This is a genomic window from Gordonia sp. p3-SID1431 (genome assembly GCF_025143765.1).
Taxonomy (GTDB): Bacteria; Actinomycetota; Actinomycetes; order Mycobacteriales; family Mycobacteriaceae; genus Gordonia; species Gordonia hongkongensis.
Genome location: NZ_JAMBDT010000018.1, coordinates 1 through 22199, shown reverse-complemented (window position 1 = coordinate 22199; position 22199 = coordinate 1). Strand labels below are relative to the sequence as shown.

19 protein-coding genes are annotated in these 22199 nt (G+C 69.1%); 10 read left to right on the top strand and 9 right to left on the bottom strand.

Features of this window, described 5'->3' with window-relative positions:
- Positions 1–38 precede the first annotated feature (38 nt).
- The 4 genes from trmB to M4D77_RS06885 all read left to right on the top strand — a co-directional run bounded on the left by trmB (position 39) and on the right by M4D77_RS06885 (position 6509).
- Positions 39–830, top strand: a complete 792-nt coding sequence (trmB, locus tag M4D77_RS06900) for a tRNA (guanosine(46)-N7)-methyltransferase TrmB (protein WP_259935845.1) — start codon at positions 39–41, stop codon at positions 828–830.
- Complete coding sequence (locus M4D77_RS06895) at positions 823–1494, top strand: NYN domain-containing protein (RefSeq protein WP_058252241.1); 672 nt, start codon at positions 823–825, stop codon at positions 1492–1494. Before trmB ends, M4D77_RS06895 begins: the two co-directional genes overlap by 8 nt.
- A gap of 220 nt (positions 1495–1714) precedes the next feature.
- Positions 1715–4978, top strand: coding sequence for an MMPL family transporter (locus M4D77_RS06890; RefSeq protein WP_259935844.1), 3264 nt, complete (start codon positions 1715–1717; stop codon positions 4976–4978).
- Positions 4979–5138: 160 nt separating this feature from the next.
- Positions 5139–6509, top strand: coding sequence for an aromatic acid/H+ symport family MFS transporter (locus M4D77_RS06885; RefSeq protein ID WP_259935843.1), 1371 nt, complete (start codon positions 5139–5141; stop codon positions 6507–6509).
- 43 nt (positions 6510–6552) lie between these two features.
- Here M4D77_RS06885 and M4D77_RS06880 read toward each other — a convergent pair whose 3' ends face one another.
- From M4D77_RS06880 to M4D77_RS06870, 3 genes are read right to left on the bottom strand one after another with little or no spacing between them, the layout of a single operon-like run.
- Entirely contained in the window at positions 6553–7230 is a 678-nt protein-coding gene (locus M4D77_RS06880; RefSeq protein ID WP_058252243.1) for a response regulator transcription factor, read from the bottom strand.
- Between the two features lie 22 nt (positions 7231–7252).
- Positions 7253–8464, bottom strand: a complete 1212-nt coding sequence (gene macS / locus M4D77_RS06875; RefSeq protein ID WP_259935842.1) for a MacS family sensor histidine kinase — start codon at positions 8462–8464, stop codon at positions 7253–7255.
- A complete protein-coding gene (locus tag M4D77_RS06870; protein ID WP_259935841.1) occupies positions 8461–9786 on the bottom strand; it encodes an AI-2E family transporter in 1326 nt (441 codons plus the stop codon). Before M4D77_RS06870 ends, macS begins: the two co-directional genes overlap by 4 nt.
- Before the next feature lie 115 nt (positions 9787–9901).
- Between M4D77_RS06870 and M4D77_RS06865 the strand changes: the two genes are divergently transcribed.
- Positions 9902–11167, top strand: coding sequence for a YbhN family protein (locus tag M4D77_RS06865; protein WP_137809615.1), 1266 nt, complete (start codon positions 9902–9904; stop codon positions 11165–11167).
- 6 nt (positions 11168–11173) lie between these two features.
- Positions 11174–11641 carry a DUF3054 domain-containing protein gene (locus M4D77_RS06860; protein WP_058252246.1) on the top strand — a complete coding sequence of 156 codons (468 nt, stop codon included), beginning with the start codon at positions 11174–11176 and terminating at the stop codon, positions 11639–11641.
- Between the two features lie 27 nt (positions 11642–11668).
- On the opposite strand, the gene M4D77_RS06855 is transcribed toward M4D77_RS06860, so the two are convergent.
- Positions 11669–13306 (bottom strand): NTF2-like N-terminal transpeptidase domain-containing protein, encoded by a 1638-nt coding sequence (locus M4D77_RS06855; RefSeq protein WP_259935840.1) that lies wholly within the window; start codon positions 13304–13306, stop codon positions 11669–11671.
- Between the two features lie 203 nt (positions 13307–13509).
- On the opposite strand from M4D77_RS06855, the gene M4D77_RS06850 reads away from it, so the two are divergent.
- Positions 13510–14271 carry a pirin-like bicupin family protein gene (locus tag M4D77_RS06850; RefSeq protein WP_259935839.1) on the top strand — a complete coding sequence of 254 codons (762 nt, stop codon included), beginning with the start codon at positions 13510–13512 and terminating at the stop codon, positions 14269–14271.
- Between the two features lie 63 nt (positions 14272–14334).
- On the opposite strand, the gene M4D77_RS06845 is transcribed toward M4D77_RS06850, so the two are convergent.
- Positions 14335–14946 carry a TetR/AcrR family transcriptional regulator gene (locus tag M4D77_RS06845; RefSeq protein WP_205333642.1) on the bottom strand — a complete coding sequence of 204 codons (612 nt, stop codon included), beginning with the start codon at positions 14944–14946 and terminating at the stop codon, positions 14335–14337.
- A gap of 143 nt (positions 14947–15089) precedes the next feature.
- On the opposite strand from M4D77_RS06845, the gene M4D77_RS06840 reads away from it, so the two are divergent.
- Entirely contained in the window at positions 15090–16271 is a 1182-nt protein-coding gene (locus M4D77_RS06840) for an aromatic ring-hydroxylating dioxygenase subunit alpha (RefSeq protein ID WP_247452157.1), read from the top strand.
- A gap of 90 nt (positions 16272–16361) precedes the next feature.
- Positions 16362–17510, top strand: a complete 1149-nt coding sequence (locus tag M4D77_RS06835) for a hypothetical protein (protein ID WP_247450474.1) — start codon at positions 16362–16364, stop codon at positions 17508–17510.
- A gap of 42 nt (positions 17511–17552) precedes the next feature.
- Here the strand turns inward: M4D77_RS06835 and M4D77_RS06830 are convergent, their stop codons facing one another.
- From M4D77_RS06830 to M4D77_RS06820, 3 genes are read right to left on the bottom strand one after another with little or no spacing between them, the layout of a single operon-like run.
- The gene (locus M4D77_RS06830) at positions 17553–18494 is read right to left on the bottom strand and encodes an NAD(P)-dependent oxidoreductase (RefSeq protein WP_259935838.1); all 942 of its coding nucleotides are present in this window, start codon (positions 18492–18494) and stop codon (positions 17553–17555) included.
- Positions 18495–18554: 60 nt separating this feature from the next.
- Positions 18555–19289: a sterol desaturase family protein gene (locus tag M4D77_RS06825; protein ID WP_205333664.1), complete on the bottom strand. Its 735-nt coding sequence runs from the start codon at positions 19287–19289 to the stop codon at positions 18555–18557.
- Positions 19290–19304: 15 nt separating this feature from the next.
- Positions 19305–20048 (bottom strand): FadR/GntR family transcriptional regulator, encoded by a 744-nt coding sequence (locus tag M4D77_RS06820; protein WP_065630325.1) that lies wholly within the window; start codon positions 20046–20048, stop codon positions 19305–19307.
- Positions 20049–20141: 93 nt separating this feature from the next.
- Here M4D77_RS06820 and M4D77_RS06815 point away from each other — a divergent pair, with 93 nt between their 5' ends.
- Positions 20142–20588 carry a pyridoxamine 5'-phosphate oxidase family protein gene (locus tag M4D77_RS06815; RefSeq protein ID WP_205333644.1) on the top strand — a complete coding sequence of 149 codons (447 nt, stop codon included), beginning with the start codon at positions 20142–20144 and terminating at the stop codon, positions 20586–20588.
- 25 nt (positions 20589–20613) lie between these two features.
- Here the strand turns inward: M4D77_RS06815 and M4D77_RS06810 are convergent, their stop codons facing one another.
- Positions 20614–22065: an NAD(P)/FAD-dependent oxidoreductase gene (locus M4D77_RS06810; protein WP_259935837.1), complete on the bottom strand. Its 1452-nt coding sequence runs from the start codon at positions 22063–22065 to the stop codon at positions 20614–20616.
- Positions 22066–22199: the final 134 nt, after the last annotated feature.

The following is a 22199-nucleotide window of genomic DNA, read 5'->3' as shown; positions in this document are numbered from 1 at the left end:
GGGCCGCCATTCCCCCGCGACTTCGCCGCGACGGCACGATGCGCAACGATGGACGCGTGAACAACAGCCCCGACAGGTCCCGGTTGTACCCCCGCGTGACGAGCTTCCGCTTCCGCCGCGGCACGCTGACGACCGGTCAGCAGCGCAACTGGGAGACCCTGTGGCCGGTGCTGGGCCGCGACCTCGAGATCGGGCCGGAGCGGGTCCCCGAGCCGCAACTCGACCTCACCGAACTGTTCGGGCGCGAGGCCCCGAAGGTCCTCGAGATCGGCAGCGGTACCGGCATCTCGACCGCCGCGATGGCCGAGGCCGAACCGGATGTCGACGTCGTGGCCGTCGAGGTCTACAAGCCGGGCCTGGCCCAGCTCCTCGGCCTCGTCGACCGCAACGGCCTGACCAACGTCCGCCTGATCCGCGGCGACGCGGCCATCGTCCTCACCGAGCTCATCCCGTCGTCGAGCCTCACCGGTGTGCGGCTGTTCTTCCCCGACCCGTGGCCCAAATCGCGTCACCACAAGCGACGCTTCGTCCAGACCGGCACACTGGAACTGATCGCGGACCGGCTCGTCCCGGGCGGGGTGCTGCACATCGCGACCGATCACGCCGGTTATGCGGAGTGGATCGCGGAGGCGCTCGCCACCCAGGACGCCGACCGCCCCCACGTCGTGCAGTTGACGCGGGAGTCGCCGATCTCGCTGCAGCGGCCGACGACGAAGTTCGAGGGACGCGCGGAGCGCGAGGGCCGCTACGTCAGCGAGTTCGTCTACACGCGGCCCATCCCGCCGGCCGCCTCGACCGGCGACACCCCGACGGGAGCCCGCCATGAGTGACCACAGCCCGACCGGCTTCGCCGACACCATCTCCGGCCAGACGGGGACGCGCCGCATGCTGCTGGTGTGGGACGCACCCAACATGGACATGGGCCTCGGCGCCCTGCTCGGCGGACGCCCCACCGCCGCGCACCGTCCCCGGTTCGACGCCCTGGGCCGGTGGCTGCTGCAGCGGACCGCAGATGTGTCCGCTCTCACCGACGGAGGCGGCGCGGTCGAGCCCGAGGCCACCGTGTTCACCAACATCGCCCCTGGTAGCGCCGACGTCGTCCGGCCGTGGGTGGACGCTCTCCGTAATGTCGGTTTCGCCGTGTTCGCCAAGCCGAAGCTGTCCGACGACAGCGATGTCGACTCCGACATGCTCGACCACATCGAACTTCGCAGGCACACTGTTGGACTAGCCGGCGTGATCGTGGCGTCCGCCGACGGTCAGGCATTCCGCGAACCGCTGCTCGAGGTGGTCGGCGACGGGGTGCCCGTCACCGTCATCGGGTTCCGCGAACACGCCAGCTGGGCACTGAGCACCGAAGAACTGGAGTTCATCGATCTCGAGGACATCCCCGGCGTGTTCCGCGAGCCGCTGCCACGCATCGGCCTGGACTCCCTGCCCGACGAGGGCGCCTGGCTCACACCCTTCCGCCCGCTCAGCGCACTCTTGCGCTGACCTGCGGCGTCGTGGCCCTGCCGGGGTCGTCGGGCGGCGGTCCGCGACCCGGCATCCGACGCCGATGCGGGTGTGCCCGCGCGTGACCCCGAGGCCCACGCCTCAGGGATCACTCAGGCAACACTGTCAGGATCTTTCCGGAAACTGACAGAATCGCCACCGGCGCCCCGAGACGACGGCGCCGAACAGGCCCGCCCAGTCGTACACGAAAGGACATCGCGTGTTCCGGTTCATCGGCACATTCGTCTACCGAATGCGCTTCCTCGTCATCGCGGTGCTCATCGCGATGATGGCCGGACTCGGGCTGTACGGTCTCGATCTCGGCAAGCACCTCAGTCAGAGCGGCTGGTTCGATCCGACGTCGGAGTCCGACACCGGTGCGCGCTACGCCGACCAGGCGCTGGGGCGCGACCACACGTCCGACATCATCCTGCTGGTCACCCCACCGGAGGGCACCCGCGTCGACGACAAGGCGTTTGGCGCGAAGGTCGAGACGTTCGTCGAGGACCTCATCGCGACGCACCCCGACATCGTCGGACGCGCCGATCCCGGTCTGTACGACCCGTTCCTCGTCCAGCCCGCGCAGAGCACGCTGCAGGAGCGGCTGTTCACCGAGGACGGCAGACACGCCTTCATCAGCATCGGCGTCGCGGGCAACGACGACACGACGGTCCTCAACAACTACAAGACCATCGAACCGTTCTTCGAGGACATCCCCGAACGCTTCGATCTACCCGGTACGACCTTCGAACTCGCCGGCCTGCAACCGGTCGCCGGATCGATGGCCGAGGGCATGGACAAGGACATCCACCGCGCCGAGGTCCTCGCGCTGCCGCTGGTGGCGATCATGCTGTTCTTCGTGTTCGGCGGCGTCGTCGCCGCCTGCCTGCCCGTCCTCATCGGTGGCCTGACCATCGCCGGTTCGCTGGGCATCATGAAGATCCTCGCGCTCACCACCGAGCTCAACATCTTCGCGCAGTCGGTGGTCACGCTGATCGGTCTCGGCATCGCGATCGACTACGGCCTGTTCATCGTGTCGCGTTTCCGCGAGGAACTCGGTGAAGGCTATTCGACCAAGGCCGCGGTCCGAAGAACCGTGATGACCGCCGGTCAGACGGTGGTCTTCTCCGCGACGATCATCGTCGCCGCCCTGGCGTGTCTCCTGATCATGCCGCAGGGATTCCTCAAATCCGTCGCCTACGGCGCGATCGCATCGGTGTCCCTCGCCGCGATCCTGTCGATCACCGTCCTCCCGGCGATCCTGGGCATCCTCGGACCCCGCGTGAACATGCTGTCGATCAGCACGGTCATGAAGTACACCGCGGTCCCGCTGGCCCGCCGCTTCTCCGGCGAGGAACGCGCAGCGGCCATCGAGAACCGGTTCAGCGGTCGCATGAAGACCAGCCAGGAAGTCGAGAACGGCTTCTGGGGCCGACTCGCGACGTGGGTGATGAAGCACCCGGTCAAGACCGCGGTCCCGACTGTGCTCCTGTTACTCGCGCTGATCATCCCGTTCGGCAGCATCCAGTTCGGCGGGATCAGCGAGAAGTTCCTGCCGCCGGACAACCCCAACCGGGTCGCGCAGGAGAAGTTCGACGAATACTTCCCGAGCGAGCGAACCGAGGCCATCAAGCTCGTCATCATCTACGACGAGTCGAGCCAGGCCGACCAGAACAAGCTCGACGCCATCGCGCAACGCGCCGACGCGGTCCCCGGCTTCACCAACAAGTTCAGCGACGCCGACAAGTCCGACTTCGGGTCGTTCGACGCCGAGCGGTACCCGAACGTGGGCGTCTACCAGGTGTCGGCCGGTCTCCAGGACCGGAACACCGCCGCCCAGGCGATCGAGCAGTTGCGCGCGATCGACACCGAGGGCCTCACGATGTACGTCTCGGGTACCCCGGCCCTCACCCAGGACTCGATTGACGCGCTGATGCAGCGGCTCCCGCTGATGGCGGTCATGCTCGTCCTCATCACCGGCCTGCTGATGTTCCTGCAGTTCGGTTCGATCGTCCTGCCGATCAAGGCCGCGCTCATGACGGCCCTGGGTCTCGGTGCCACGCTCGGCATCCTGACGTGGATCTTCGTCGACGGTCACGGCGCCGAGCTGGCCAACTTCACCCCCGGCCCGCTGTTCGCAGCGGTGCTCGTGCTGATCATCGCCATCGTGTTCGGCCTCTCGACCGACTACGAGGTGTTCCTGCTCTCCCGCATGGTCGAGGCCAGACAGAAGGGCGCGAGCACCACCGAGGCGATCCGCAGCGGCACCGCGCACACCGGCGGCATCATCACCGCGGCCGCCGCGATCCTGGTCGTGGTCACCGGCGCGTTCAGCCTGTCCGAGATCGTGATGATGAAGTACATCGCGTTCGGCATGATCGCCGCGCTGATCCTGGACGCCACGGTGATCCGCATGTTGCTCGTCCCGTCGGTGATGAAGCTGCTCGGGGACGACTGCTGGTGGGCACCGCGGTGGATGCGCGTGGTCCAGCGCAAGATCGGCCTCGGCGAGACCGTCCTCGACGACGAACCCGACGAACAGCGCGACGCCGGTGCCGGCGCCCGTCCGATGAGTGCGGGCACCGTGGTGGCCGAGGCGCCGACCTCGGTGATGGCCGCGGCACGCAGACAACCGGTCGCCGCCGGAGCGGTTCCCGCCCGGGGTCGTGTCCCGGCCGCCGTCGGCCGCCCCGCCGCACCGGCGCGGCCCGCCCCGGACCGACCGCTCACCAACGGCCGCCCGGCGGGTCAGGCCCCCGACCAGCGCACCGGTTCCGGGCCCACCCCGACTCCGCCGTCCCCCTCGGGTCCGCCGCCGACCACCACCGGCCGCCCGGGTACTGCGCCGACCCCGCCGCGCACTCCGCCGGCGCGCGTCGGACCGACGCCCGTGCCCGGTGCCCGGGCCCCCGAACCGGCCGGACGCCGTCCCGCGACGCCCTACCGCCGCTCCACCGTGTCGAAGGGTGATCGTCCCGACACCGGCGGCTGGAGCCTCGGCGAGGGCGGCATCCGACTCGGCGACGCCGCACCTCACCCGGGGAACGGGGACCGTCCGACGGTCACTCCCCCGTCCGCCCCACCACGGGTGCCGGAGACCGGCGGGCGTCCGAATCCCGGAACCGCCCGGCCGACGCCGGAGCCGACCGGCCAGCGCTCACCGCTCGGACGCCGGCCCGCCCTCGACGAGACCGGCCGTCGCCCCCTGGCCGCCTCGGTCAGCCCCGAGACCTCGACCCCGTCGTCTCGGAGTCGTCGCAGCAACGGTCCGTCGCCGATGGAGCGCGGACTCAGCGCCGATGCGACCCCGGCCGCCGCGCGGCCCGACGCCGGTCCCGCCTCGGGTGAGCAGGATCGCCCGGCCGACGAGTCGAACCGTCGCCGTCGCCCGCGTACCGACCGGCACGCCCGGTCCGACGAGACCGGTGACGACGGCCAGATCAGCGTCCAGGAACTGCTGAAGCGGAGTCGCTCACAGAACTGACCGCTCGGACCCCCGTTCGCGGCCACGGGTCTCGTAAGCGGATTGATCGCGAGTCACGATCAATCCGGGATGGGTCGGCACTGGGCTTTGCCCTGATGTGACCTACCACACATCCCGCGCATGATGTCTGCCAGCACATCAACGCTGGAGGGACAGCCGCATGACTTCATCCACCACCTGGACATCACCGGAGCATCGCAGGAGCGTTCTCTGGGTCGTCCCCCTTGCCACCATCGCAATCGTCTTCGACGGGTACGACCTCGTCGTCTACGGCACGGTCCTGCCCACCCTGCTCGACGACCCGTCCCAACTCGGTCAGCTCACCCCGGCCACCGCCGGGGCGCTGGGTTCCTACGCGCTCATCGGCGTCATGATCGGCGCGCTGCTGGCCGGCGCGCTGCTGGCCGGCGCGGTCGGTGACCGGGTCGGTCGCCGACGGATGATGCTGTTCAACATCATCTGGTTCTCGGTCGGCATGGGTGCGACAGCCCTCGCCACCAATCTGACCTCGTTCGGCATCCTGCGGTTCGTGACCGGCATCGGAATCGGCGGCCTGGTCGCCACCGCCGGCGCGATGGTCGCCGAGTTCGCGCCGCCCGCGAAGAAGAACCTGTTCAACGCCATCGTCTACAGCGGCGTCCCGGCCGGCGGCGTGCTCGCCGCGATCCTGGCGATGGTGCTCGCCGACCACGCCGGCTGGCGCGGACTGTTCTGGGTCGGCGCACTGCCCCTCGTCACGTTGCTGCCCCTCGCGCTGCTGCGGATGCCCGAGTCGCCGCAATGGCTCGCCACCCGGGGTCGTCTCGCCGACGCGGAGGCGGTCTCGGCGCGCACCGGAATCCACGTCGGCCCCGCTCGGCCGGTCGCGGCCACCGCACCCGCCGCAGCCGAGAAGGTCGGTTTCGCGGTCCTTGCCTCGCGTCGCTTCGCCGGTCCGACCCTGCTGCTGGGCGTGATGAGCTTCGTCGGCCTGCTGCTGACCTACGGTCTCAACACATGGCTGCCGCAGATCATGAAGGAAAGCGGCTTCAACGCGAAGGGTTCGCTGTCGTTCCTGCTGGTCCTCAACGGTGGCGCCATCGTGGGCGGACTCATCGCGGCGCGATTCGCCGACCGCCGGGGACCGCAGCAGGTCGTCGCGACGTCGTTCTGCCTGGCGACGTTCGCACTCATCGGACTGACCCTGTCCCTCCCGCTGCCGGTGCTGCTGGCCGCGGTCGCCGTCGCCGGTACCGGCACCATCGGCACCCAGGTCCTGATCTACGGTTTCGTGTCGAACTTCTACCCGACCGAGGCACGCGCCGCCGGCGTGGCCTGGTGCGCCGGCTTCGGTCGACTCGGCGGCATCTTCGGTCCGGTGATCGGCGGCCTGCTGATCGGCGCCGGGATCTCCTCGGCCACCGCGTTCCATCTCCTCGCCGGGATCGCGCTCATCGGTGCCGCGGCCACGATGCTGGTCAAGTCACCCAAGCCGGCAGACGCGCCCGCGAGCGGTTCGCTGACGACCTCGGGGCTCGCCGTCAGCGAGTGACCCGGCGGGACCCGCCACCGTCGAACACGGCCTGGCCGAGGACTCAGTCCTCGTCCAGGCCGTGTTCGATCACGTAGCGGGTCAGTTCCACGCGGTTGCCGAGCTGGAGTTTGCGGAGGGTGGCCTGGACGTGGTTCTCGACGGTCCGGTGACTCAGGTCGAGGCGCCGCGCGATCTGCTTGGCGCTCAGTCCTTTTGCGACCAAACGCAGCACCTCGGTCTCACGCTCGGTGAGCGCGGGCGCGGCGGGTGCGGCGTCGGGTTGCTGGGACATGCGCCGGTACTCGCCCAGCACCAGCCCCGCGAGTCCCGGGGTGAAGACCGCCTGGCCGTCGGCCGTCGCCCGGACGGCGTCCACCAGTTCTTCGCGTGACGACGACTTCACCAGATAGCCGCTGGCCCCGGCCTTCACGGCCTCGAGGACGTCGTCGCGCTCACCCGATGCGGACAGCACGAGGATGCGGGTCTTCGGCGAGACCTCCAGGACCGCCGTCGTCGCCTCCGTACCGGTGCCGTCGGTCAGCTGCATGTCCATCAGGACCACGTCGGGGGTGACGGCGGCCGCGCGTCGACCGGCACTGCCCACGCCGTCCGCGGTGGCGACGACGTCGAATCCCTCGTCGGCGAGATCGCGGGCCACCGCCTCTCGCCAGATCGGGTGGTCGTCGACGACCATGATCCGCAGCGGCGCCCGCCCTTCGTCACTCCGGCCTGCACTCATACTTGATGCTCCCCTTCGCCGTTCAGCTCTCGTCCCGCGGGACGGTGAACTCCCATTCCGTACCCGCACCCGGTTCGGTGTCGAGGCGCGCGGTGCCGCCGAGGGATTCGATCCGTCCGACGATCGACTTCGACACCCCGACGCGCCCCTGCGCGACCGCCTCGGCGAGCCTGCCGTCCGGGATGCCGATCCCGTCGTCGCGCACACTCACCACCACATCCGATCCCAGATCCTCCACCAGGATGTACGCACGCGCACCAGGACCCGCGTGATTGACCACGTTGTCGAGTGCGTTGACGACCGCCGCACGGATCTCGGCACCCCGATGCGCCGGGATCATCACCGGGTCGGCGGGAGCGCTGACCGACACCCGCGCGTCGGCGAAGACGCGCAGGGCGGCGGCGAGATCAACGCTGCATTGCGCATCGGGATCGGCGGCGACGGGTTCGTCCGTGTCGGAGATCAGCCGACGCAGCGTACGCTCCTGCTCCGCCGCGAGGGTGGCGAGTTCACCTGTCGGACCGCCGATCTCGCGTCCGCGACGCGCGATCAGCGCGAGCACCTGGAGTACCCCGTCGTGCACCTCACGGGAGAGCCGTTCGCGTTCCTCGGCAGCCGCGGCGATCCGCGCCGCCCGGGACAGCTGGTCCTGGACCCGACGCGCGTTCGCAGCCGCGAGCCCGACCGCCATGCCGGTGGCCACGATGACGATGATGGTCGCATTCCGACCGAAGTCGAGGTTCAGTTCGCCCTTCACGAAGGTGCTGGTGCCGCCGATGATCAGCCCCGACACGATCCCCCCGACCGGGCCGGTGAGGATCGCGACCGAGATGACCGCGTTGGTGGCCCACAGCGTCGTCGGCCAGGTCTGGTTGTTCCACGCCCACTCCGCGCCGGCGACATACGACGTCGACAACATCAGGGCGCAGACGACGAGCACCTCGGCACCGACCCACACCCGGTTGCGCGCGAACCCGACGAAGTAGCCGATCCCGCTGACCAGCGTCCACGCGGAGAGCAGGCCGAAGAGCACCCAGGCGACGCCGCCGCGGTCGAGGTCGGGGTTGACGGCGATGTGGAAGCCGAGCGCGTACAGATAGGACAGCAGCCGGAAGATCTGGGCGCCCCGCCACAGCGGACCGACCGGGTCGTCGTCGATGACGCGTGCCAGACGATCCGGATCGGTGTCCCGGTCCGGCGGGCCGACCTCGAGCCCCGACCACCGGCGCGTCACGTTCCCGCGCCCCGACCGTCCCCGTCCCGGTCACTGCCCTCGCGGTCGGTCTCGACCTCGTCCCGGCGACCATCCGCCGGGCGTTCCGATCCTGGGTTCCCGGCCTTTGAGGGGGTGCCGGGGGCCTCGCGTGCGAGCGTCTCGGCCGCGGCGTCGGGATCGTCGGTGTCCCACGCCGGCGAATCCGGCTCGGCGACGACCCCCGGGCGCCCGTCCACGGACTCGGTCGAGTCCCCCTTCAGGCGTCGGATCGCGGTGTTGAAGAACGCAATCAGGGGCACCGCGAGCAGACCACCGATGATGCCGGCCGACACCAGGCCGGCCGCGATCCCGAGCACCACCGCAACCGGATGCAGGCGCACCGACCGCCCGAGCAGGAACGGTTGCAGCACATGGCTTTCGAGCTGCATGACACCGACGACGATGGCGAGGGCGACGACCGCGGCGATCCAGCCCTGGGTCACCAGGGCGACGAGCACCGCCAGCGTGCCGGTGACCAGGGCACCGACGATCGGGATGAAGGCGCCCAGGAAGACCAGCGAGGCCAGCGGAAGCGCCAGGGGCACTTGCAGGATGGCGAGTCCGATCCCGATACCGCAGGCGTCGACGAAGGCCACTGCGACGGTCGCCCGGACGTACCCGACGAGTGTGCCGAAACCGGCGATACCCGCCTCCCACACCCGATTCCGATTGGTCTGTGGGATGAGCTTGACCGAGAACTGCCAGATCTGACCACCGCCGTAGAGGAAGAAGATCAGCAGGAACAACGTCAGCAGGGCGCCGGTGATGATCTCGCTGGCCGTGGTGGCGGTGGCCAGCGCACCGCTGGTGACACGGTCCTGGTTGTGCTGGATGAAGTCGAGGGTGTCGGTGCCGAAGTTGCGCACCTGGTCGCGATCGAGCCCGAGAGGCCCGTTGATGAGCCATTCCCTGGTCTTCTCGACGGTCACGGTGACCTGCTCGGCGAGTTCGGGAACACCGTCGATGAACTCGCGGACCACGAAGGTCATGACGGCGGCGAGCAACCCGATCGCGACGACGAGGTTGACGATCACCGCCAACGAGCGCGGCAGACCGCGCCGGTCGAGTGCGTCGACCCCGGGAACCAGCATCGCGGAGATCAGGATGGCGAGGGCGACCGGCACGAGGACTTCCTCGAACTCCCGGAACAGCCTGGTCGCGACGTAAGCGGCCGCGACCAGGAGCAGTAGCCGCCACGCCCACTCCGCCGCCGCGCGTACCTGCGGATGGACCTTCGCCCGGTCGATGGACGCGAGGTCCCGGACGTCGCGCGGCCGGTCGGCTCGTTCGGCTTCGGTCACGAGAGTCACACTAGTGCTGCACCGCGGGGACAGGAGTCCGTACACACCCCCGATTGCGCAGGTCGCCGACGGGGGTCGTCACCGACACCGGCCCCCCTACCCTAGGGTGGCACGTATGTCGTCGGAGGATGTTGGCTCGCCGGGGGGCGCGGCAGCCCCGGTGACCCGTCCTCGGTTCTGGTGGGTCCGATGGGTCCTGCTCACCGTCGTCCTGGTCATCCTCGCCGTCGAAGTCGTTCTCATCTGGCCCGAATTGCGGGGCGCCTGGCTGCGTATCGGCGAGATCGAGTGGCACTGGGTCGCGGCGTGTCTCGTCGCCGCGATGCTGTCGATGGACAGTTTCGCCCAGGTCCAGCGCGCACTGTTGCGCTCGGCGGGCCTGCGGGTCACGCAGTGGAAGTCCCTGTCGGTCATCCTCGCAGCCAACTCGCTGAGCCAGACGATGCCGGGCGGCCAGGTCCTCGCCCCCGCGTTCACCTATCGGGAAACCCGCAAGTGGGGTGCGACACCGGTCATCGCGTCGTGGCAGGTCGTCATGTCGGGCCTGCTCGCCGGCATCGGTCTCGCGGTGCTCGGGTTCGGCGGTGCCCTCCTGGCCGGAGCGAAGACCAGCCCGTTCTCGGTCGTCTTCTCCGTTGCCGGGTTCCTCGCGGTCGCGGTGGTCCTGCAGTACCTGGCCAGTCATCCGGAATCGTTGAAGAGCACCGGGATTCGAGTCCTGGGTTGGGTGAACCAACTCCGGAACAAGCCGGAGGACCACGGCACCGAGAAGTTGTTCGAGACCCTCGAACAGCTCCGGGCGGTGCAGCTCACCAAGCGCGACACCTCGGTCGCATTCGGCTGGAGCCTGTTCAACTGGGTCGCCGACGTCGGGTGTCTGATGTTCGCCTGCTGGGCGGTCGACGCCCACCCGAGCATCTCCGGACTGATGGTCGCCTACGCGGCGGGCAAGGCCGTCGGCTCGGCGATCCCCCTGCTGCCGGGCGGCATCGGCGTCGTCGACGCGGTGCTCGTCCCCGCACTGACCAGCGCCGGCATGCCCGCCGCCGACGCCATCACCGCGGTCCTCATCTACCGGCTGATCAGCTATGTGATCGTGTCGGGCATCGGCTGGGTGGTCATCGGTCTCATGTTCCGTAACCGCATCAAGCGCGACGACACGTTCATCGACGAGGTCGAGCGGGACGCCGACGCCCTCGAACGCTCGGCCGACGACCCGTCGCCCACGACGCCCGACGGTACGGCGCTCCCCATCCCGCCGCCGGATGGTGTCGAACCGCCGGGCCCGGGGGCCCCGCCCACGGACGGACCCGACAACCCGCAACGAGGGGACTCCGCACGAACGTCCGACACCGATCCGCCGTCGGACCCGGTACGGTAATCCACCATGCTGAGCTCGAAGACGGACCGGGGCTCCGACGCGACGGCAGAGACGGGGTCCTCGCCGGCGCGCGGAACGGCGACGGGTCCCGTCGCCGCCCTGTTCGACGCCGTGGCGATCACGGTCTTCGTCCTCATCGGCCGGGCCAGTCACGAAGAGGGCTATGCGCTGACCTCGGTGCTGCACACGCTGTGGCCGTTCCTCGCCGGCTGTGCGGCCGGCTGGTCGATCACCTACGTCTACGCGCATGTGCGGTCGAGCGACTTCTTCGGTCACGACTTCCGGCCGGACCGGGTCGTCCCGGTCGGTCTCGTCATCTGGTTCTGCACGGTGACCGTCGCGATGATCCTGCGCTTCATCCTCAGCCAGGGCGTGGCGGTCAGCTTCGTCATCGTCGCGGCCGTGGTGCTCGCGCTCTTCCTGCTCGGCTGGCGAGCCGTCTTCGCCTACCTCGGTCGTCGCGCCGCCGCCTGACGACGAGAGTCGCGAGCGTTCGCGGACCTACTTGATCGTGAAGTACTTCTGCGCGACCTGGAGTGCGGCGGTCCCCGACTTGGGTCCCTCGGTGTAGATGACGACGACCTGACCGCCCTGGAGCCCCACGAACCAGCCGGGCCCCTCGGGGCCGTTGGTGCCGACGAGGGCACGCAGTCCCGGCGCGCGGGTGAGGTCACTGGCGTCGCCGGTGGCGGCAGTGGCGGTCATCGCCTGCAGCACCGGCCGGACGACGGCCGGATCGAGCCCGCCGAGCTCACCGCCCGCGATCTTCGTCGGCACGTTTTTCAGCACGAACGGCGGCACCGACGAGGCCTGCCCGGCCGCGCTGCGCGCCATGGCGACACCGAAGGCGGCCATGTTGGTCATCGACATCATGCTCGAGCCGGGACGGTAGTCGATGGTCGCGATCCCGGGACGGTCAGCGGTCGGAACGCTCGCACCGGGCACCGTGAACTGGACGCCGAGTCCGAGCCGGTCGAGCAGTTCGTCGCCACGCTGCTGCTCCGACCCGACGGCTCGCCCGATCGCATCGAAGACGGGGTTGAGGGTGGTGCCGACCGGATAGGGCTGGTCGAGGTCTACGCCGCTGTCGATCGCGTACGAGTTCTGCGCCATCCCGGTGATCGCACCGGTCTGCGCGTCGAGGGTCATGATCGTCGCGGGTTGACCGACCTCGACGGCCGCGTCGCCCAGGGACAGCTGGACGCCCTGGTCCATCGTGGTCGGGACGTCGGGTCCGGGAGGACCCTGCTCACCGGCCAGCTTGCGGGGCGCGGCACCCGGACCGAGCATCTCGACCTGCCACCCGGCGGTGGCGTCGCGGATGGCCTGCCAGTAATTGGTCAGCCCGTCCTCGAGGGGGGAGGACAGGCGCCGGTCCGCCATCACCAATTGATCGGATCGGTTGACCACGACACCGGGGACCCGACGCGGGTCGCCGGCGAGCACCTCCATGTCGGAGTCCCGCAGACCGACCGCGGTGATGGCCCGGCCCGGCGTGGCGTCGAGCTTCTCTCGGATGACCTGCCCGGTGATCAGCGGCGCGATGGGCGCGATCACCCGGGCCAGCGCCCGCACCGAGGCGTTGAGGTCCGGGGTTCGGGTGGGATCGAGCACGATCTCGTTGACCGGCTGGGCGTACATGAAGACCCGGCCGGTTCGGCTGCGGACGGTCGGGGCCGGCTTCGCGTCGGTGCGGATCTCGCGCAGGGTGCCGCCGGCGGTGAGGCCGGCGTGCAGGATCGCGGGGTCCCAGGTCACCTTCCAACCCGACGACAGCTTGCGCGCGGTACCGCCGCTGGTCGACTCGTACACGCGGCCCTTGTCCCAGTTCCAGGTGGTGGTGACCGAGAAGGTCGCCGTCCCGTCGCTGTATTCGACGGGGTTGTCGACGTCGACGTCGACGCGTTGGGCACCCATCTGTCTCAGAGTGGTGGTGAGACTGTCACCGGCTTGTCCCGGTGCGGTGGTGAACGTGGCGGCCCCGCCGGCGTCCTGGCGGCTGAGGGCGTCGGCGAATGCGTCGATGGCGGCAGCGGCGCCCGTGTCGGTCGAACCGGCGAACCCGCAGGAACTCACCATGACCGCGCACGTGACCGCGGCACAAGCGGCTGTCGTCGCGCGCTTGACCCAGATCTTCATGACGACAATTTTCACTCGTGTAACACTCGAAATCGACGCCGCCAGCTTCCATTCGGGGATCAAGCCGGTCACGAACTCATCTCGCCCACGGGACTTTTGACACTCCGCGGCGTGCGCGATCGCCGTCCGAGATCGACGTCGACAGATCCCGGACCCGGCCGTCCCCGACCGCCCTCACCTTGCCGCACTGCGACAATGGGCGCATGATTTTCACCGTCTTCCGCGGCGATGATCGTCCGGTCACCGCCACCGACTGGCTGACCTCGCGGCACTGCTTCTCCTTCGGCGACCACTACGACCCGTCGAACACGCACTTCGGCGCGCTGCTCGCCGTCAACGACGAGGTCGTCGCCCCCGGCGCGGGCTTCGATCTCCACACCCATCAGGAGAGCGAGATCGTGACGTGGGTGGTCACGGGGACGCTGGTCCACCGTGACTCGGCCGGGCACTCCGGTGTCCTCTACCCCGGCCTGGTGCAGCGGATGAGCGCGGGCACCGGCGTCGAACACTCCGAGCGCAACGACTCATGGCCCGACCTTCCCGACGCCGGCACCGAGCCCGTCCGCTACGTCCAGATGTGGCTGATGCCCGACCGCCACGGTCTCGCGCCGTCGTACGCGCAGGCTGATGTCCGCAACCGCCTCGCCGCGGGCGGACTCGTACCGATCGCGTCGGGCGTCGCCGATGTCGACGCCGCGGTCTCCGTCGCCAACTCGGGCGCCACCCTGTTCGCGACGCGACTCCGCCCCGGCGAGACCGTCGAGGTGCCCGCTTCCCGGTTCACCCACCTGTTCGTCGTGCACGGACAGGTCGAGGTCGACGGGGTCGGCGTCGAGGAGATCGGCGTTCTGGACCCGGGTGACGCCCTCCGAGGCGTCGACTCCGCGTCGTTCCCGATCCGCGCCGGCGACGACTCCGACGCCGAGGTGCTGGTGTGGTCGATGGCCGCCGGGCTGGGTGCGTAGAGCTCTGGCCGCCACCGATCACCGTCGGCGCGTGCCCCACCGTGCGGCGAGGCGTCGGCGCCGTCAGGGGTTGATGCTCTTGGCCGCGATGGCCACACCTATCCAGCGGTGCAGGAATTCCCGCAACTCAACCGGGGTGCGTGTGAGTTCGCGCGGATCCACGAGCAGTGACTGGACGAACCGCAACATCACCTCGACGAGCTCGTCCATGTCGTCCTCGACCCACCCGTGGGCAGCCCAGTCGACATCGAGATGTTCGACGATCACCCGACCCATCGCGATCGCCTGGGGTGACGTGACCTCGGCAGTGAAACGGCCGTGCTCTGCCTCGGCGAAGAGCAGGCCGAATCGCCGGTGTTGTCGCAGCCGTTCGAAGGTCAGGGCGATGGCTTCGACGATCGCATCCGCCGGGTCGGTCAACCCCTGTAGCGACCGAGCCAGATCCGCCAGGAATTCGTCGGTCGCGTGCTGCGCCGTCGCCGACAGCAGGGCTTTCGTGTCCGGGAAGTAGCGATAGACGGTCTGACGGGCCACCCCGAGCCGCTGAGCGACCTGACGGATGTTGACGCCACCGGCTCCGGCGTCCATCAGCTCGCCGGCCGCAACGACTATGCGCTTGCTCGCTTCGTCATCGTCGGTCGGAGGGGTGGCCCCGGCCCAGCCGTGGGTGCGCATCCACACATTGTGTCGTGCTGCGGGGATCCCCGCAGCCCCTCCCCTCAGGCCGGACGTCGCAACACGGCTGGACATAGAACGTGTTTCATGTATTGTCAGGCCCCAGCCGACTGAACGGACCCGAAAGGACAGCCCCCGTGACGATCGACATCCCCGAAACCACTCCCTCGACCAGCTCGTACGGTGCCGATCTCACTCGTCGAGCACTGGATCTCGCGATGTCCAGCAGCACCGACATGGCCGAGTCGACTCTCCGCGTACCGCTGGACTACTACCGCGACGACAAACTCGCCGAACTCGAACAGACTCGACTGCTGCGCGAGACGCCGCTGGCGCTGCTGGCCTCGGCGCAGATCCCGAACAACGATGACTACGTCGTACGAACGGTGCTCGACGACTCGTTGCTCATCACCCGTGATCGAGACGGGCAGACCCACGTCTTCCTGAACTACTGCCGTCATCGCGGTGCGATGCCGGCCTGTGGCGCGGGCAACGCCCGACGCTTCACGTGTCCGTATCACGCGTGGGTCTATGACAACACCGGCAAACTCCGCGGGGTCCCCGGCAAAGCCGGATTCGACGATCTCGACCGCTCCGACTACGGACTGGTCGAACTGCCGAGCGAGGAACGGCACGGATTCATCTGGGCCGTCCTCACCGCCGATGCGCCGCTCGACCTGGACGCCCACCTGGGCAGTTTCGACGACGAGCTCGCCCGTTGGAGGTATCAGGACTTCCAGTACCACGACGAGCGACATCTCGAATCGACGGTGAGCTGGAAAGGCGCCCTGGAGGCTTTCGCCGAGGGTTACCACTTCCCGTTCGTCCACGGCAACAGCGTGATCGGTCAGAACACGATCGCGAACACGCACGTCTACGACGAGTACGGGCCACACCATCGGATCGGGTTCCCGTTCAACTGGATTCGCGACCTCGCGGACAAAGAGCCCGACGCCACCTGGGACGATCCGAGCGCCTACATGGGCCTCATCTATTGGATCTACCCGAATCTCATCCTCGCCAACAGTCCGGTGGGGGTCGAGGTCATCGACATCCTCCCTGCCGGTTCGGCGACCCGCTGCACCGTGCGCCACAGCTGGATGGCCAAGTACCCGGCCGACACTCCGGAACAGACCGAGATGTATGCCGGCATCTTCGCCCAGGTACACGCGGCGGTCCGCGACGAGGATTTCGCGATGCTGCCACAGTGCGGCGAAGGTGTGCGACGCGGCCAGCACGAACACATGGTCATCGGGCGCAACGAGATCGGGGTGCAGCACATGGTCCGGGTGATGGCCGGACATCTCGGCATCGCGCTCGGATGACCCGGCGGACCGTCGACCACGCGCACCGGCGACGCTCGAGATCCCGGTGATGGCGTACACCGGCGCCCGCGCCGAGATCTGGGACCGCTGATGGACATCGACTGGTGCTCACTCGAAGATCACCTGATCCGCTGCATCGAACTCGCGGTCGCCGAAGCCGCCGAGCAGCATCCGGCGAACACCGTCTACGCTGCCGCCCTGACCGATGTCCACGCTCGGGACATGCTCTTCCTGTGGCCGTCGATCCGGGTGGCGTGGCAGCCCCAGGGCTCCCCGGCCACCGAGCGCGGCGACCTCCGCAAGCGGGACGTCGACGACTGGGACCGGCTCGTCGACGCGCCCCCGACCGGGGATCTGTGGGCAGAGCGGCTCACCGCGTCCGTGGGCCGGCACGGCCATCCTTGGAATGTCGTTGCCGCGCAATTTCATCGGAGTCTCGGCAACGCCTGCCGTCGCGCGACGGCGACGCTTCCCGGGTCGGCCCACCTCGACGACGACTTCGTCGTACTCGTCCACGATCCCGAGTGCCGAGAGGCCGCGATCCGGGCATCGGTCGACGACGAGGTTCTGCGACGGCTCTTTCCCGAGCTCCACCGGACCTCGGCGATCGAAGCCCGCCTCGACCGTCTGTCCGAGCCCGACCGAATCGATGCGCTGGTCGAGATCCTGACCTCCGACACCGACACCGACGGCGAACTGCGCCCGGTCGCTCGCCGACTCCTGGCCGCGCAGGGCCCGATTGCCGCGCAGCGCGTGGTGGACGAGCTGCGCAGCACCCCGCTCGATCCATCGAACTCGCATCGGGTCGACCGCCTGTATGACGTCCTCATCGACACCGGGATCACCGATTCCCAGGTCGCGGACCGGTTGGCGGACACCGTCGAACGGGCAGGCAATCGGCCCGTCGACGTGGCGAAGGCGGCCACAGTACTGTGCATGCTCGGCCACGTCCATCGAGCCACGCACCTCGTGGCGGGCCTCCCCGACGACATGGCCGCCCAGGCCCTCAGCGCTCCTTTCCTGGCCGAGCACCGGCGAACGCCGCTCGACTATCGACTGCTGGCCGAGATCCTCGCCGCCCGTCCGGTTCTCGACGACCTCATGCTCGCCTCGTTGACGCCCACACGCATACACGACATCGCCCACGAGGACCTGCGCACCGCTTCCGACGCCCTGGCGTCCCCGTGGCAGTTCATCCGGCGCCACGCCGCGATCGTGCTGCTCTCCTCCCACCTGTGACCCGGCGCGCGACGCCAGCCGGTCACGCCGGCAACCCGGGAACTACACCGCAGGTCGACGCCGATCAGACCCGGCGTCGAGCTGACGTGCCATCTGCGCGTACCCCTCCCACACCGAGGCGTAGCGTGGTCGCCAGTCGGTGGCTGACCGAAACCGCCTGTTGGACACCCGAAGCGAACGTGTCAGCGACGTGGTGCGTTCGCCGAGCAGGAGGGCGGCCCGGCCGGGCCCGGTCACGTACGGGTGCTTGCCGACCGCACCCGCCAGGGCGGCCGTGTGGTGCATCTTGGTGACCGGTAGGTCGTCGACGATGTTGTAGGTGCCGGAACCGATTTCGAGTGCGGACACCACGGCGCCGGCGGCATCGGCGAGGTGGATCGAGGAGACGTAGGCGCCGGGTCGGCCGGCCCGGAAACCGATCCGTCGTCGGGCGAGCGCCATGAGCTGCTCGCTGTGGGCGGCGCCGACGCCGTAGAACAACCCGAACCGGAGCACCACGCCGACCCCACCCGAATCGGTGAACCGGCGGGCCGAGGCCTCGGCCGCGTGGTTGCCCACCGCGATCGGATAGTGGTCGACCGGCGACTCCTCGTCGATCCACCGGTCACCGGCGTCGGTGTACACCATGGCGACCGATTCCTGCACCACCCGCGGCACGCCGGTGGCGAGTGCGGCGTCGACCACCGCGGCCGAGCCCTCCCGCCGTATGCGCTGGCAGTCCGCCCAGGCCGACTTTCGGACGAACGATGCGGTCCCCGGAAGGGAGGACGCGAGATTGACGACCGCGCCGCAGCCGTCGAAGTGTTCGGCGAGTCCGTGTCGATCGAACAGCGACACCCGAATCGGGGCGGCGCCGTGGGCACGCAGCGCGGAAGCGGCGGCATCCGAGCGCGCCAGCGCACGCACGTCGTGTCCCGCGGCGACCATTGCGGGCACCGCGTATCCCCCGATGGCCCCCGTACCGCCGGTGACGAATACCCGCATGCGGGCGAGTATTCCGGATCGCGTTGCGGTTTGTCCCGATTACCGGGACGAACCGCACCGTCATGTGGTTCGCCGGTCAGTCCCCGGCTGCGACAGCGCGTGCAGATCCTTTGCGGTGGGTGACTTCTCGACCGTGTCGGGATCGGGATAGGTGTGCAGCAACCGGTCCGCGGTGCCCGCGGTGGTGACCGCGAACCAATAGTGCTCGTTGCGGTAGTGATGGAATCGATGGTTGCGCCACAGCCGGCGATAGTAGGCGCGGCGCGGCCGGTAGTCGGAGTGGATCAGATAGTGCGTCCATTCATAGACCAGTCCGATCGCCGCGAGCGTCGCCATGAACGTGAGACCGCGCTCGGCACTGGCGAAGACGAGGAGCCCCACCGCGACGGCCGCGAGGACGACCGTGACCAGCACCTGCCACGGGATGAACACCAGGGGGATGTTCCGCGGGTCCGAGTGGTGCTCGCGATGCTTACGCGCCACCAGCGGATCGATGGTGACCGGTCCCAGGCGCTTCGGCCGCCAGTGCAACACGACGACGTGGATCAGCCATTCGGCCAGCGGGAAGCTCGCGATCATCACGACCGGGACGACCAGATCGGCGATCCCCCACCCGCCCAGCCAAATTCGCGCCGCCGACGAGGTCACCAGGAACGCGGCGATCATCCAGGGCGACGGGTGCCGGAGGAACTCGGCGAATGCGGCACGCAGGGTCGTCGACCGCCGTGATCGCATTCGCCGTTCCTCCGCCGCCACCTGCCGGCGCGCTCTGTGGTCGATGTGGTCGGCGTCGATGCTCTCGGCAGACATTCAGTTCCCCTCTCCGATGTCAGACTCCGCACCCTCGAGTGCCTGACAGAGTTCGAGCAATGCCGCGGTCGCGGGCGCGAGCAGTTCACGGGCAGCGGCCTCGGCGCGGCCGGGTTCGCGAGACGTGATCGCGTCGACGAGCGCGCGATAGCCGTCGATGTTGCCGACCTCCGGCTCCAGCATCGACGCGAGCGCGGGAAGCGCCGGTTCGTACGCGGCGCGGAGCGAGTTGTACATGAGACGGAATGCGATCGAGTCGGCCGCGTCGACGATCGCGCTCCAGAACTCGAGTGCCGCGACCTGCTGTCCGACCGGGTCCGGTTCGGCGGCGAGATCGGCGAGCAGCGCTGTCAGCCTGGCGATCTGGTCGTCGGTCACCCGCCTCGCCGCCAGCCCGGCGACGCCCGGGCCGATCGCGGCACGTGCCTCGACGATCGAGCGAGCGACACTGGGCACGAGCGCGCCGCCCCGGATCAGGAGTCGCGGCAACAGATCGAGACCACCCGTCCGCGCTATGTCCTGGACCCGTGCGCCGTCGCCCTGCCGAATGGAGACCAGACCGGCCGCCGCCACCCGCTTCAACGCTTCCCGCACGGTGGGCCGCGAGACGCCGAGGATGCGGGTCAATTCCCGTTCGCTTGGAAGGGCCTCGCCGGCCGGTAGGTCACCCGACAGCACGCCCTCGACGATCTGGTCGAACACGATCTCGGGGGCGCTCTGCTGGGACACGGGCTCGAACGGCATGCACCGACCGTAGAACCCGGAGGACTGGTGGTCAAGTGGTCAGACCACTCGCGGCCTGAGGAATGTTCGGTGGGCGCTCGGGTTGTACCCACCATGAGTGACATCGCCGCGCCTTCGTCCGACACCTTGACCGCCGACGATCTGGACTTTCTCAGCCGCCCACTCCTCGGCTTCTTCTCGACGGCGACCGGCCCGACGCCGCCGCAGCCTCGGCCGGTGTGGTTCGAGGCGACCGCGGACGGCGAGATCCAGCTCTTCACCGGTCCCGATTCGCTGAAGGTGCGTCGTCTGGCCGCCGATCCGCGCGCCTCGATCGTGGTCGCCACCCCGGTCGAGGAACGCGAGCGCTGGATCTCCGTTTCCGGCCCCACGCGCATCGAGACCGACGGTCCAGCCGCACGCGAACTCGCAGCACGACTCGCCGACCGCTACTGGGACCTCGACGACCCCACCCGCGCACAGGATCTCGCGGAGATCCTCGCCGACGACTGGGTGCGGATCGTCATCCGGCCGGACAAGATCCGGCGACTGAGCTTCTGAGCGGGGCCTTCGACTCGGCCGCGGCTCATCGCAGCTGATCGAGCAACCGCAACCACACCTCGCTGATGGTCGGATACGACGGAACCGCATGCCACAGCCGCGAGAGCGGGACCTCGCCGACGATGGCCACCGTCGCCGAATGGACGAGTTCCGCGGTCTGCGGCCCCACGAAGGTCGCACCGACGAGGATGTCGCGGCTCGCATCGACGACGAGACAGGCGTGACCCGAGTACTCGGGATCGGTCAGGTAGGACCCCGCCACGGAGATGTCCCCGTCGGCGATCCGTACGTCGATGCCTGCGTCCTTCGCCTGCTTCGCGGTCAGCCCGACAGATGCGATCTCGGGCCGGGTGAACACCACCTGCGGTACGGCACCGTGGTCGGAGCTCGCGACGTACCGCGGACCGTCGAGGTCCCGGTTCTCGGCACGTGCGGCGATCACGTCCCCGGCCACCCGCGCCTGATACTTACCCATGTGTGTCAACGCATTACGGCCGTTGACATCTCCCACCGCGTACAGCCACGGGTGGTCGGCCACCGTCAGATGGTCATCGGCGCGCAACGGGCCGCCCGCCTCGAGTCCCACCGACTCCAGACCGAGATCCCGCGTCGCGGGCGAGCGTCCCGCCGCCACCAGGATCTCGTCGACGACGAGCTCGCCTGCGCCGTCACCGTCGAGCCGGATGGTGGCGGGGCCGCCGTGGATGCGTCCGTAGCCGGTGTCGGCGGCGCCGGGCCGGTCGACCGACTCGATCGTCGTCCCGAACCGGATGTCCACGCCGCGGGCAGTCAGCGAGTCCGCGATCCGCTCTGAGACGAACGACTCCATCTTGGGCAGCAACCGGTCACCGCGGATGGCCATGACGACCTCCGCACCGAGGTCGAGCAACCAGGTCACCGCTTCGCACGCCACGACGCCACCGCCGACGACGAGGATCCGCTCCGGCACCTCGACGAGATTCGTCGCGTCCCGGGAGGTCCACGGGTGCGCCTCGGCCAGACCCGGTGTCGGCGGGATCGACGCCGTGCTCCCCGTCGCCACCACGACCGCCTCACGCGCCGTCACCACCGTGTCGCCGACGGTCACCTGTCGTTCACCCGACAACCGCCCATGCCCGCGGATCACCGTCATCCCGGCACCTTCGGCCCATTTCACCTGCCCGGAGTCGTCGTGGGTCGCCCCGGGCCCGTCCCGTCGGTCGTTCACTGTGTCGCGCCACGCCAGGAGTGCGTCGGCGTCCGGACGATCGCCGCTCACCCGTTCACGCGCACCCGCCAGGGCACGGGCTTCCTCGAGCGCGGACCCCGGACCCAACAACGCCTTGCTCGGCATGCATGCCCAGTACGAGCACTCACCCCCCATGAGCTCGTGCTCGATGACGACAGCAGTTCGATCGCTGCCCCGTATCGCATAGTCGGCGACATTCTCGCCCACCGGACCGCCACCGATCACGACGACGTCGAAGGTTGCATCCATGGGTTCAGCGTAGGTGGGTTTCGGCTCCGCGGTCGGCGAGTGCGCACGTTCCGAGGAGAGCAGTGTGCGACTCCTGGGAGTCGCTCTGTCGACGCTGCCGTTCACGAGCCCGCGCTCACCCCCCCCCGCGGGTT